This window comes from Methanobrevibacter millerae (genome assembly GCF_900103415.1).
Lineage (GTDB): Archaea > Methanobacteriota > Methanobacteria > Methanobacteriales > Methanobacteriaceae > Methanocatella > Methanocatella millerae.
Genome location: NZ_FMXB01000001.1, coordinates 57,373 through 69,898 on the forward strand (window position 1 = coordinate 57,373; position 12,526 = coordinate 69,898).

At 36.9% G+C, this 12,526-nt stretch carries 12 protein-coding genes; 5 read left to right on the forward strand and 7 right to left on the reverse strand.

The genetic code is table 11. From position 1 onward, the window contains the following. Window position 1: 1 nt before the first annotated feature. Window positions 2-274: a winged helix-turn-helix domain-containing protein gene (locus F3G70_RS00260; protein WP_149730712.1), complete on the reverse strand. Its 273-nt coding sequence runs from the start codon at window positions 272-274 to the stop codon at window positions 2-4. Between the two features lie 161 nt (window positions 275-435). Here F3G70_RS00260 and F3G70_RS00265 point away from each other — a divergent pair, with 161 nt between their 5' ends. Both F3G70_RS00265 and ade read left to right on the forward strand, forming a co-directional pair. Then, window positions 436-1,656 (forward strand): ornithine cyclodeaminase, encoded by a 1,221-nt coding sequence (locus F3G70_RS00265; RefSeq protein WP_149730713.1) that lies wholly within the window; start codon window positions 436-438, stop codon window positions 1,654-1,656. A 3-nt stretch (window positions 1,657-1,659) separates the two neighbouring features. Beyond that, window positions 1,660-3,375, forward strand: coding sequence for an adenine deaminase (ade, locus tag F3G70_RS00270; RefSeq protein WP_149730714.1), 1,716 nt, complete (start codon window positions 1,660-1,662; stop codon window positions 3,373-3,375). On the opposite strand, the gene F3G70_RS00275 is transcribed toward ade, so the two are convergent. Beyond that, complete coding sequence (locus tag F3G70_RS00275; RefSeq protein WP_149730715.1) at window positions 3,372-3,998, reverse strand: DUF447 domain-containing protein; 627 nt, start codon at window positions 3,996-3,998, stop codon at window positions 3,372-3,374. The two genes, ade and F3G70_RS00275, sit on opposite strands and share 4 nt — an antisense overlap. An 89-nt stretch (window positions 3,999-4,087) precedes the next feature. On the opposite strand from F3G70_RS00275, the gene F3G70_RS00280 reads away from it, so the two are divergent. Both F3G70_RS00280 and F3G70_RS00285 read left to right on the forward strand, forming a co-directional pair. Continuing rightward, the gene (locus F3G70_RS00280; protein WP_149730716.1) at window positions 4,088-5,095 is read left to right on the forward strand and encodes an SIS domain-containing protein; all 1,008 of its coding nucleotides are present in this window, start codon (window positions 4,088-4,090) and stop codon (window positions 5,093-5,095) included. 223 nt (window positions 5,096-5,318) lie between these two features. Then, window positions 5,319-8,039: a transglutaminase domain-containing protein gene (locus F3G70_RS00285; protein WP_149730717.1), complete on the forward strand. Its 2,721-nt coding sequence runs from the start codon at window positions 5,319-5,321 to the stop codon at window positions 8,037-8,039. A gap of 56 nt (window positions 8,040-8,095) precedes the next feature. Here the strand turns inward: F3G70_RS00285 and F3G70_RS00290 are convergent, their stop codons facing one another. The 3 genes from F3G70_RS00290 to F3G70_RS12200 form a co-directional block, all read right to left on the reverse strand. Then, entirely contained in the window at window positions 8,096-8,746 is a 651-nt protein-coding gene (locus F3G70_RS00290) for an Hsp20/alpha crystallin family protein (RefSeq protein ID WP_149730718.1), read from the reverse strand. A 75-nt stretch (window positions 8,747-8,821) separates the two neighbouring features. Beyond that, complete coding sequence (locus tag F3G70_RS00295) at window positions 8,822-9,847, reverse strand: NOG1 family protein (RefSeq protein WP_149730719.1); 1,026 nt, start codon at window positions 9,845-9,847, stop codon at window positions 8,822-8,824. 267 nt (window positions 9,848-10,114) lie between these two features. After that, window positions 10,115-10,273, reverse strand: a complete 159-nt coding sequence (locus F3G70_RS12200; protein ID WP_223165962.1) for a DUF1211 domain-containing protein — start codon at window positions 10,271-10,273, stop codon at window positions 10,115-10,117. Between the two features lie 61 nt (window positions 10,274-10,334). Here F3G70_RS12200 and F3G70_RS00300 point away from each other — a divergent pair, with 61 nt between their 5' ends. Then, window positions 10,335-11,303: an alpha/beta hydrolase gene (locus F3G70_RS00300; protein WP_149730720.1), complete on the forward strand. Its 969-nt coding sequence runs from the start codon at window positions 10,335-10,337 to the stop codon at window positions 11,301-11,303. Between the two features lie 38 nt (window positions 11,304-11,341). Here F3G70_RS00300 and F3G70_RS00305 read toward each other — a convergent pair whose 3' ends face one another. Both F3G70_RS00305 and F3G70_RS12475 read right to left on the reverse strand, forming a co-directional pair. Continuing rightward, window positions 11,342-11,749 (reverse strand): cyclophilin-like fold protein, encoded by a 408-nt coding sequence (locus F3G70_RS00305; RefSeq protein WP_188118016.1) that lies wholly within the window; start codon window positions 11,747-11,749, stop codon window positions 11,342-11,344. Between the two features lie 63 nt (window positions 11,750-11,812). Continuing rightward, a complete protein-coding gene (locus tag F3G70_RS12475; RefSeq protein WP_149730721.1) occupies window positions 11,813-12,385 on the reverse strand; it encodes a DapH/DapD/GlmU-related protein in 573 nt (190 codons plus the stop codon). Between the last annotated feature and the right edge of the window lie 141 nt (window positions 12,386-12,526).

The following is a 12,526-nucleotide window of genomic DNA, read 5'->3' on the forward strand; positions in this document are numbered from 1 at the left end:
ATTATTCGTATTGCTTTACAATATTTAGGTAATAGCTTCCTTTTTCGGTGATACGATAAATCCTGTATCTTTTGTCCTCTTCGTTGAGGCATTCAACCAGTTTAGCGTCTTTAAGGGTTTTAAGGTATTTTGAAACATGATTGCTGTTATCTCCAATTTCCTTGCTTATTTTGGATGGTATTTTGTCTTCAAATTCGAGTGATTTCAACACTTCTATTCTCCTTTTGGAACGTACTAGCAAGGATATTATTCGCATATCATCTTTCTTTTCCATATAATAATTTTTGTCTTTTAGTTATATTATTGATATGTATATGCTATTAGCATATTAATAGCATAATAATATTTTGTGCTTATTGAAGTTATTTTTCAAACAATATCATTAAATATCACCGTTAACCATAATTATAATATTAACAAATGGAGCAAATTATTATGGAAAAGAGAAATATTGACCTTTCTGGACATATTATCGACTCATTGATTTTAACCAAGACAATGGGCATAATTATGGACAAGGGAGGAGAATTTAATATATTGGAAATCGAGGTTGGACGAAAAAAGTCAGATACCAGTCATGCGAAGATTGAAGTTTCAGCAGAATCTCCCGAATTATTAGATTCCATATTAGATGAATTGTCTGTTCTCGGCGCATCAATCGATGAAATCAAGGAGGTCAATCTTGTTGCATCAGAAAAGGATAAAGTTGCTCCTGAAGGTTTTTATTCATCATCCAATCACGTTACTCATATTTATTACGATGGGGATTGGATTCCTGTTGAAGACATTGAAATGGACTGTCTGGTCGTTGTTGATGAGGAAAACAAAAGCGCTCGCGTAAAGCCAATAGCTGACATTAAGGCCGGAGATAAAATCGTTGTAGGCCTTGACGGAGTTAAAGTTACGCCTCCAAACAGATCCAGGGACGAACAGCAGGTATTCGAATTTATGAACAGTGACGTATCTTCCGAAAAGCCATTAATGAATATCATAAACGGTATTGCCGAAGAGATGAAGGAAATCAAGGCAAAAGGCGGAAAAATCGGAATCGTCGGAGGACCTGCAATCGTTCACACAGGTTCAGGAAAATACCTGGCCGCACTGGTTCGTGAAGGCTACATTGATGTCATTATGGCAGGTAATGCCCTTGCAACTCACGATATGGAGTCCAATATCTTCGGAACATCCCTAGGTATTGAAGTGGAGACCGGAAAAATCGTTGCTCATGGTCATACCCACCACATGAGAACAATCAATAAAATCAACCGTTCAGGCTCAATCAGAGAAGCCGTTGCAGACGGAACGTTAACGGGCGGAATAATGTATGAATGTATCAAAAACGATGTTCCATTTGTCCTTGCGGGCTCAATCCGTGATGACGGACCTTTGCCTGACGTCATTACAGACGTTGTCGAGTCCCAAAAGGAAATGAGGAAATACGCACAGGAAATGGACATGGTCATAATGATTGCAACCATGCTTCACTCAATAGCTACCGGAAACATGCTCCCATCAAGAGTTAAAACTATTTGTGTTGACATCAACCCGTCCACCGTTACAAAGCTCTCAGATAGGGGAAGTGCACAGGTAATTGGCATCGTTACCGACATAGGATCATTTTTACCTCTTCTTTACCATGCTTTATGCGAGGATTAGAAAATGACGTTTACAGCTTATATCCTCGATGTCATGACGGATTCTGTCTATCCGGCAAGAATCACCATCGACAATGGGATATTTTCGGAAATCGTTCCGATTGTTCCTGATGAGGATTTTAAGGTTGATGTGGAAGGTCTGCTTCTTCCGGGATTCATAGATTCTCACATTCACATTGAAAGCAGCATGCTCACGCCTGCTCAGTTTGCCAAGGTTGCCGTAAGGCACGGTACCACTTCGGTCGTCTGCGATCCTCATGAAATAGCCAATGTCTGTGGAATCGAAGGCATTGAATTCATGATTGAAAACGCAAGCCATGTTCCTTTCAATTTCTATTTCTCAGCACCTTCATGTGTTCCGGCAACGGCCTTTGAAACATCCGGTGCCACTATTGACTCAGACGACATCGAATTCCTGCTTCAAAAGGAGGAAATGGTCGCTTTGGGAGAAATGATGAATTTCCCCGGTGTCATTAACGGCGATGAGGAAGTCTTAAGAAAACTGAAACTGGCAAAGAAGTATGACAAGCCCATTGACGGTCATGCCCCCCTGCTTTCAGGCAAGGAATTGGATAAATACCTTGAACAGTATATAGTAACCGATCACGAATGCAGTAACTTTTCGGAAGCTATTGAGAAAAAGCAGAAAGGCATGAAAATTATGGTACGTGACGGTTCATCTGCTAAGAATATGGAAGTACTTTTTGATTTTAATGAAAGGCTGAACTACTGGAAAAATCAGGAAAGCTTTGGAATCATACCTACTGAAGTTCTTGAGCGAAGAATCAACTCTCCGATATTCGATTTCATCGTAAGTGACGACAAGAATCCTAGGGATTTAGTCAACGGTCATTTAAACAAATCCATTAAAAAGGCATGGAATTTAGGTGTTGATATCATAAAGGCCATTGAAATGGTTACCATCAATCCTGCTGCACATTATAATCTTGATGCTGGAGCTATCGTAACCGGAGCAAAGGCAGACTTCGTAATAGTTGATAATCTGCTTGATTTTAATATACTTAAGACCTATATCTCAGGTGAATGCGTATTCGATGGGGAAAACGTTTTGTTTGATGCTCCGGAAGTGGAAACTGAAAATACGATTAAGGCCTCTCTCAAAAAGCCTGAAGACTTTGATGTTTTATACGACGGTGATGAATGCGAAGTAAATGTCATCAAATGCTACAACGGCGATTTGCTAACCAAAAAGACAACCGCCAAATTACTTTGCAAAAACGGCAAGGTTCAGCCGGACATTTACGAGGACATATTAAAAATTGCTGTCGTTGAACGCTACGGCGGAAATAACATAGCCAACGCATTCATTAAAGGATTCAGCCTTAAGAACGGTGCAATGGCTTCATCAATATCCCACGATTCACATAACATAATCGTTGTCGGATATGACTCAAAAATGATGGCCGATGCGGTTAATATGGTGATTGAAAACAATGGTGGTATTTCCGTTGTAAGCGAAGACTTCAGAGACTCTCTTGCCCTTCCGATTGCGGGGCTTATGAGCAATAAGGATGCATTTGAAGTTGCAAAAAAACTTAGAATCCTTCAGAAAATGGCTGACGCCCTGGGATGTGAGCTTGACGCACCATTCATGACGATGGCGTTCATGGCGCTTTTGGTGATTCCATCCTTAAGAATATCGGCTAAGGGTCTTTTTGACTGTGACAGCTTTGAATTCATTGACGTTATCATGGATTAAACGTCATAACCCTTTTCATTTATCTTTTCCTTAATATTTTCCATCGCTTTTTTATCCATTTTTGAGCCGACTTTTCTAACGACTCTATAAGCTTCTCTAAAGCTGTCCAGATAATACTTTCTTTTTTCATAGTCAACCAAATCCAATTTTGAATAATTGGCCAAACTTTCTATAACGTATCCGAAAGCTCTGTTATATGCATTAACTGGATTGTTGATAATTAATTCACAAACGTCTGCCTTGATTACTATGGCTTCGGACTTTTTCCTGATCGGATCGCTCTGCGTGACGGCCTCTTTCAAATCGGTTACCTCACATTTAAAATAGCAGTCAGCATTTTTAATTGATTTATCCTCATTGAAGTCCTCTTCCATGAGATTGTCCAGCAAAGACCACGTGAAAAGAAGCGGATTGTGGGTAATGTTAACGACAAACTCGCGTTGGGATATAATATTGTCTAAAGTATGGATTCCTTTAAAGATACGACACATTACCTTGTCTGAACCCCTGCAGATGACTCCAATAGGGGCGGCATTCAAATTGCCGTCAATATCTGCAGTAGTGATTATGGTCTCGTATTGGTGGCCTTTTTCCATTCCTATTTTTGATAAATCAATCTGCATATATTATAAATTATCTTTTATTTTTAAAAAAACTTTTTATATTTTAAATTAGAAAAATATAAGATAATAAAAATTGAGGAGTTTTTTTCATGAACTATAAAATGTATGATGAAATGATGGAACAGCCTGATTCACTTAGAAAAACTTTTGAAAGTGAATTGCCTACAATGAACGAAGTTTCCGAAATGGTCAAGAAAGCGGACAAGGTTTATCTGATTGGTTGCGGTAGTTCTATCTCAACTTGTTACAGCGTTAGAGATGCAATTAGAATGTCTACATCAATGAATATAGAAGTATTTTCAGGATATGAATTCAATTACAACAAATTTTTACAGAAAGGGGAAAATTCACTTGCAATATTCACGTCACAGTCCGGTGAAACCGCTGACACATTGTCTTCCCTCAGGCGTGCAAACGAATACGGAATACACACAGTTTCCATTTCCAACGAACCAGATAGTTCTATGATTAAAGAAGCTAAAACTCCAATTATTACCAGATGTGAAACGGAAACAGCTATTCTCGGTACAAAAACCTACGTAACACAAATCGCATGTCTTTATCAGATCCTATTTGCAGCTTCAGACTATGAGAAAAAGGATGAACTGCTTGAACAATTGCAGCAAATTCCTGATATCATAGAAGAGTTGCTTGAAACAACTGAAGAAGATAACAAAAAGTTAGCTGAAGAGTTTAAGGATGAGGAAATCTTTTATTGTCTTGGAAGCGGCCCTAACTTCGGTCTTTCATTCAAACTGGCAATGACAATGCTTATGGAAGGAGCAATCAAGCATGCATGTCCACTTTATTCAGCTGAATTCAGGCATGGTTTAATAGAACGTGCCGAAAAAGACGTTCCTATCATTATCTTTGACTCTGACTTTGAATCCGATGAGATTACAAGAAAAGCAATAGAATTTTCCAAAAACCTTGAGCTTAAAATGATCGTATACAATTTAAGCGACTACGCTGATGTCAATAACCTATTGTCTCCATTGGTTTATGTTGTTCCTTTGGAATGGTTTGTCTATTACCTGGCACACTTCAACGGCGAAGACCCTGGTGCTACAAGACACATCGGCAAGGTAAGGTATTAATTTCTAAAATTTAAGCAGTAGAAGCTATTCTACTGTTATTTTAATCTATTTTTTAACATTTGGCTTTTAATAAGGCTTTTTTAACATATTTTATAAATTTTATATATAATGTTTTGCATATTCATATTTGTATTAAACTTTTTGAAATGGTAATTGGGGTGTAAAAATTTTTAATAGGAAATATGCAATTATTCTTTCCATTGTTCTGACATTGTTCATTGCGATGGGTTCACTTTCAGCTGCTGATTTAAACGATACCTGTGAGGATTATGTCTCAGGGACTGTTTTTCAGGAATTTCATTCTTTAGATGATGACGTTACGGCCAATGGTACAATTCCAACCTCTCTGGCCGGAAACGACACTGAAATGTATTTTGGAAGCGGTGAATCATTTAAGGTTTCACTAACAGACGTTAACGGAACTGCATTGTCAAACGAAAGCGTAATATTTACGATTAATGCAAATAACTATACCAGAACCACTGACGTTAACGGCACTGCTTCAATCAAAATCAACCTGAACTCAGGAAGCTATAATGTGACATCTTATTTTGCTGGAACTGACATTTATAGCTCTTCAAATACTTCACATGTCATTAATGTCCTCTCAACGATTTTAGGTGATGATATCGAGAAATTTTATAAAAACGATACTCAGTATTATGCAACTTTTAAAGACAGCAGCGGCAATCTGCTGGTAGATACAAACGTCACTTTCAACATCAACGGCGTTTATTATGAAAGAAAGACCAATGAAAAGGGTACTGCAAGGCTCAACATTAATCTCAATTCAGGAAAATACATTTTAACAGCCATCAATCCGGCCAATGGCGAGATGCATTCCAATAACGTCACCGTGATTTCCACATTATACGGCTCTGACGTTGTGAAATACTATAAAAACGACACCCAGTATTATGTAACTCTCGTAAACGGTGAAGGAAAGCCATTGGCAAACCAGAAAGTTACTTTCAACATCAATGGCGTTTACTATGAGCGAACCGCAGATTCAAACGGAATTGCCAGAATGAACATCAACCTGAATCCTGGAAACTACACGATTACTGCAATCAGTTCCTTTAACAATGAGATGCACTCAAACAACATTGAGGTATTGCCTACGATATCAGCTGAGGATTTAACCATGAATTATAAGGACGGCAGCAGATTCTGCGCCAACGTTCTTGACGATAATGGAAATCCTCTGGCCAAAAGCGATGTGGTGTTCAACATTAACGGTGTTTATTACACCCGCACAAGCGACAATGAGGGCAACGCATATTTAAACATCAATCTTGAAGTTGGAAGCTATGTCATAACAGCAACCAACAATAAAGGCCTTTCAGTTTCAAAAACGATTAAGATTAATAAGGGAGATTCCACTATCAAGGCCAGTGATGCCCATATTATTGTAGGCGTTGACAGAGACTATACTGTTACGTTAATGGGCGTCAACAACAAGACAGTTCCTTTAAACCTAATAAGTTTCAGATATAATGGTGTTAACGTCAATGCGGTTTCAAATGAAAACGGTGAAGCGACAATAGTAATTTCAAATCTCAGCGAAGGAAATTACACTCTGGAATGTGAATTCAGGGGAAACGGGAATTACAATCCGTGCAAGTCCTCCGTTAACTTGACCGTTGAGAACGCTACCAACCGTCTATTTGGAAGCGATTTGAAAATGTATTATCATGACGGCTCCAGATTCACTGTGGCGTTAACCGACTTGAAATCACACCCTATGGCTAACGAAACCATTACATTCAATATCAACGGCAATCTCTATAACCGAACTACCGATTCAAGAGGCATTGCCGGTTTAAACATCAACCTGAATCCGGGCACTTATAAAATCTCATACTCCTATTGCGTCCCTGATTCTCCGGATTACAATAGAGGATCAAATACGATTGTCGTTTCAAAAATCCCGGTTAATATGCAAACAAGCGATTTGACGTTCATTCACGGCGAAAAAGGAGTATTCACCGCAACGTTAATCGACTACCGCAAAAGTCCTCTGGAAGGATTTGAGGTTACATTCAGCATTAGCGGAAAAACATACAAAAGGATAACGAACGCTTCAGGAGTAGCCTCCCTAAACATCAATCTGCCTGTAGGTTATTACGAAATTTCAACGTCATTCGACAATGTATTTTACACTCCGTGCAGTGCATCTAATCACGTTCTGGTTGACGGAGCCACGCTCGTTGCATATGACGTAACTATTTATCCTGGATATTACAGGGATTATTCAGTATGGGTATATGACGCTTATGGAAAGCCGATTGAAAACGCTGACATTGAATTCATATACAATGGCGTATCCAAGCATGCATTAACCGATGATGAAGGTATAGCTACCGCATCCGTTGGCGGCATGGCCAAAGGGGAATACGTGGTTGTCTATAAATACGCCGAGAGAAACACTGCCGGCCAGGCACATCTTTTCGTATCCGAACAGGTGTTGAATACGAAAAATACGATTGAGGATTTGACTCCGTATCTGATTGAGTCCATTAACTGTCAGGTTTCAAATCCGGAAATCGTTTCCCTTGCAAACAGATTGACCAGCGGTTTAACCAGTTCCTGGGATAAGGCTAAAGCTATTTACAATTATGTGCGTGATGCAATAAGCTATGGCTACTATTATGATACCAAGTACGGCGCTGTGGGAACGCTCCATTCCAAAGTGGGGAACTGCGTTGATCAGTCACACCTGTCAATTGCGTTATACAGGGCTGCAGGCCTTCCTGCAAGATACGTCCATGGAAAATGCACATTCGGAGATGGCAGATATGGTCACGTGTGGGTTCAGGTATTAATTGGTGATACTTGGGTTGCAGGCGATACGATAAGTTCCAAAAACTCACTTGGCGTAGTCAATAATTGGAATAATTATGATTATAAGCATTATGGATACTTCCCGTATATTGTATTCTGAAAACGGGATTGGCAATGCAGGTTAATTATTAAAAAAAGAAAATTTAAACAGTAGAATTATTCTACTGTTACTTTATGTTTTGGAATAACTAATTTTGGAATAGTAATGACTACTACACCTTTGTCGTATTTAGCTTTGATTTTTTCTACTTCAATGCTGTTTTCGAATCTGACGGTTTTTGAGCATCTTCCGACAGTTAATTCAGAAGCGATGATGTCAACATCTTTTTTGTCTTCGTCTTCTTCCTCTTCAGATTTGAGAATGCATTCCAATTCTTCAGCGAATGGTTTGAAGGTTGCATTGATTACGAGGTCATTGTCGCCGGCTTCGATTTCAATATCGTCTTTGGAAAGACCTGGAACTGCAACTTTCAAGTAGTAAATGTTATCTGTTTCGATTAAGTCAACAGCTAAATTGCTTATGGTAGCGTTTTTATATTCGTTGATTTTTTCATCAGCGTATTGCTGCATGTTTTTAAGGCCTTCCTTGAATTCTTCAACTGTTTTGTTTAAGTCGCTTGCGAATTTTTCAGAGTAGATTTTTCCTTTTTCTTTCTTTTCTTCGAATTTTTCTTTGTGTTCGTTGATTTTTTCGTCGAATAATCCTTCTCTTGTTTTTTCTTCTTCTTTTTCGAAGGTTTCTTCAGATTCATCGAATTTTTCTTTTCTTTCGTCAATCTTATCTTCAAGTATGTCTTTTTTTGCCATGATTTTCACTCCTTTATAGTTTTTTTCCTATATGTTTGATTATATCATTATACATTCACATATATAAGATTATCGTTAATAGTAGTCGAGCTCCTCTTCGTCTTCAACAGTTCTGTCGATTTTTTCTATGGTATCGATTATCTCATTGATTTTGTCTATTCCATCTCCGTCAAGTGCAGATATGAATAAAGTGTTATCAGGGTCGTCTACAAACTGATTTATGTATTCTTCATCCTGTTCGATGTCCATTTTATTGAATAAGTGAATAATAGGGATTTCATCGAATATCTTTGCAATCTGCTTTTGAAGATTATACTGGCTTTCCAGGTGGAATCCACAGGTTTCAGATCCGTCATAAATGAAGAGAATCGCATCGGCCAGATGCTCAAGGGCAACGATAGCGTTCATTTCAATGTCATTCATCTCCATAACTGGTCTGTCAAGCAGTCCTGGTGTATCAATGAACTGTATGCTCTTCCAGTGCCTTTCGGTATGGCCTATCTGAATTCCCTTTGTGGTAAAAGGATAATCGGCAACCTGAGGGTCTGCACCGCTTATCTGTCTTAAAAGGGTTGATTTGCCCACATTTGGAAATCCTGCAATAACTATTGTGGTAGCGTCAAAATCGATGGTGGGCATGTTCCTTAACTTGGATTTGGCAAAGTCTAAAAAATCAAGGTCCTTTTCGATTTTATTAATTACTGAAGCTATTCTTCCATAGGCTTCTCTTTGAATGGCGCTTGCCTTTTCTGAAGGGCTTCTCTTAAGCTTTCTTGAGTATTCCCTTTCAAGCTGTGCCAATATTCCATAAGCCCAGTTAAGTGCACCCAATGCCTGTTTCATTGAGTCTACACCGACAGTAATGTCTATATAATCTTGATAAAATGGATGGAGCTCTTCAATTTCCGGGACTGCATCGATAATTGATTTCAATTTATCTTTCATTACCTGACATGCAGTAACCACTCTTCTTTCTTCAATTTTTTTTCCTTTCAAATGTTTTGGGATTTTTTGGGTTCTTAATAAATCAGCGGCTTTCTTTCCTCTGCTGAATCCCTTGTCCAATATTTCATCCGGGGTCGGTATTGTTGGAATCATCATTATATCACTTTAATATAAGTTACGTATCTGCTTGTCTCATAACTTTTCTTATAATATTCTTTGACTGGGATGATTAATTAAATTTGTGGATAATATACTATATTAATTAAATTAAAAGTTTGTTAAACATTATTTATAATCTCTTGTTGTATTGTAAAAATAAAATAATGATTTTCATAACTGCTAAATAAAGTTAATTTAAATATAAATGAAATAAAAAATTATCAATATGTTCTGAGTCATGTGAAAACTCACGATAAATTTGTACTACTCACCCAAAACCAAAATTGTTACAATAATTGCAATAATTGCATCATAGAATGCTTCCAGTCTGTTGGTTGACATATATTTTTCATTCATTATAATCATTTTTAATTTAAAATATGATAAATTTTTCTTAAAATGGCATTTAGTAATTGTTGACATTCGCAACTATTATATATTATGATGTTAATAATTTAATTTGAATAAACAAAAGGTGTTTATTATGGATAATATTGAAATTACTAAAGAATGGGATAAAGTTTTTCCAAAAAGTGACGAAGTGAATCACGAAAAAATAACATTCAAGAATAAATATGGATTCAGCTTGGTTGCAGATTTATATGAACCCAAAGATGCTAATGAAAAATTACCTGCAATTGCAGTTTCAGGACCATTTGGTGCTGTAAAGGAGCAGTCCTCAGGGTTATATGCGCAGGAATTAGCTAAAAGGGGATTTCTAACAATTGCTTTTGATCCGTCATTTACCGGTGAAAGTTCCGGTGAACCTCGATATATGGCATCTCCGGACATTAACACTGAAGATTTTCAGGCTGCAGTTGACTTTTTAGTGACTAATGATAAAGTGGATGCTGATAAGATTGGAATTCTGGGTATTTGTGGTTGGGGAGGAATGGCTTTAAATGCTGCATCAATAGATACCCGTATTAAAGCTACAGTTACCTCAACAATGTATAATATGACCCGTATTAATGCTAAAGGATATTTTGATGAAGCAGACAATCCTGATGCAAGATATGAAATGAAAGTCATGCTTAACAATCAAAGAACTGAAGACTATAAAAACGGAGAATATGTAAGGGCTGGTGGAGTAGTTGATCCTCTGCCTGATGATGCACCATTTTTTGTAAAAGACTACTATGACTATTATAAAACAGAAAGGGGATACCATAAACGTTCTCTAAACTCAAATGACGGTTGGAATGCCATTGGATGTATGTCATTTATCTCCCAGCCAATCATTGCGTATTCAAATGAAATCAGATCAGCGGTTTTAATAATCCATGGGGATAAGGCACATTCATGTTATATGTCTAAAGATGAATTCGAAAAATTAGAAGGCGACAACAAGGAACTTCTTATCATTCCTGATGCGGTTCACACGGATTTATATGATGATTTAGATATAATTCCTTTTGATAAAATTGCTGAATTCTACAAAGAAAATTTTTAAGTTAGTTAATAATTATAACTAACCTTTTTTTTTAAAAATTATCTTAAACTGAATTCTAATACTGTGTTGCCAGAGCCTAAAACCTCTTTTAAATCACTGACATTTTGTATTTTGCCTAATTTTGTATAACTCCATGAATGGGTGTCATAAAACACAGACACTTGATTTCCTTGATATAATACAATATCTCCAGCCTCAGTGTTCATATTTTCGTCATTAACAGGTAGTGAAAAACCTAAATTTCCAACTTTTTCAAAATTACCATAATCTGTTGCATTGACAGTAACATTGCCGGTTTCTAATTTTTTTACCAACTCTTGTGTTGCAGAATTATTTTCTAATTCAACATCAAAAATATGGTCATTAACTTTAAGTTTTATTATATTATCATTATTTTGAGCATTAACTCCTGATAAAAGCAAAAAACCTAAAATAATAAATATCATCGAAGTTTTTTTAATAAAGATCATATTATCACTCTTTTTTCTATTTTGAATATGAAAACAGATTCAAAGTTTCACATCTCTAATGTATCGTGCAGGAACTCCCCCTACAACCGTGTTTTTTGCAACATCTTTTGTGACAACCGCTCCTGCAGCAATAATAGCTCCGTCACCAATAGTGACACCGGGGATTACTGTAACATTTGAACCAATCCATACATCATCACCTATAATGACTGGCGATGGGATTAAATTGCCTCTTTTTTGAGGATTTTCATTATGATTTAAAGTAGCCAGAACAACATTATGGCCAATCAAAACATTATTTCCAATATAAATTCCGCCTTGATCCTGGAATCTACAGCCGGAATTAATGAAAACATTTTTCCCAAGGTGAATGTTTTTTCCAAAATCAGTTGTGAATGGTGGGAAAACCCTGAAATCATCGCTGACGTTTTTATCAATCAGTTTAGAAAACAGTATTCTAATTTCATCAAGGTCATGATATTCATAATTCAGTTCACAGGTGATTTTTTGTGCTTCTTGGGAGTAATAGTTACAGGCTTCTGCAGCATCCTCATCCATTTCCAATTCAGAACCATCATTAAAAATCCTTAAAAGTTCATCTAATTCTAACATGTATAAAATTATATTGGAAGTAGTATATTATCATATATCTTAAAAGTTTTTGTTCACATGCACACATTGTCATTGCTTCAATCTTTGCAAGTATTAATAAATTAAATTGCATATTTCATTTTATATAATGTTTAAATATCT

Excerpts from the sequence above, each read along its gene's own strand:
- F3G70_RS00260 (WP_149730712.1), bottom strand. The coding sequence starts at position 274 with ATGGAAAAGAAAGATGATATGCGAATAATATCCTTGCTAGTACGTTCC.
- F3G70_RS00265 (WP_149730713.1), top strand. The coding sequence starts at position 436 with ATGGAAAAGAGAAATATTGACCTTTCTGGACATATTATCGACTCATTG.
- ade (WP_149730714.1), top strand. The coding sequence starts at position 1,660 with ATGACGTTTACAGCTTATATCCTCGATGTCATGACGGATTCTGTCTAT.
- F3G70_RS00275 (WP_149730715.1), bottom strand. The coding sequence starts at position 3,998 with ATGCAGATTGATTTATCAAAAATAGGAATGGAAAAAGGCCACCAATAC.
- F3G70_RS00280 (WP_149730716.1), top strand. The coding sequence starts at position 4,088 with ATGAACTATAAAATGTATGATGAAATGATGGAACAGCCTGATTCACTT.
- F3G70_RS00285 (WP_149730717.1), top strand. The coding sequence starts at position 5,319 with ATGGGTTCACTTTCAGCTGCTGATTTAAACGATACCTGTGAGGATTAT.
- F3G70_RS00290 (WP_149730718.1), bottom strand. The coding sequence starts at position 8,746 with ATGGCAAAAAAAGACATACTTGAAGATAAGATTGACGAAAGAAAAGAA.
- F3G70_RS00295 (WP_149730719.1), bottom strand. The coding sequence starts at position 9,847 with ATGATGATTCCAACAATACCGACCCCGGATGAAATATTGGACAAGGGA.
- F3G70_RS12200 (WP_223165962.1), bottom strand. The coding sequence starts at position 10,273 with ATGTCAACAATTACTAAATGCCATTTTAAGAAAAATTTATCATATTTT.
- F3G70_RS00300 (WP_149730720.1), top strand. The coding sequence starts at position 10,335 with ATGGATAATATTGAAATTACTAAAGAATGGGATAAAGTTTTTCCAAAA.
- F3G70_RS00305 (WP_188118016.1), bottom strand. The coding sequence starts at position 11,749 with ATGATATTTATTATTTTAGGTTTTTTGCTTTTATCAGGAGTTAATGCT.
- F3G70_RS12475 (WP_149730721.1), bottom strand. The coding sequence starts at position 12,385 with ATGTTAGAATTAGATGAACTTTTAAGGATTTTTAATGATGGTTCTGAA.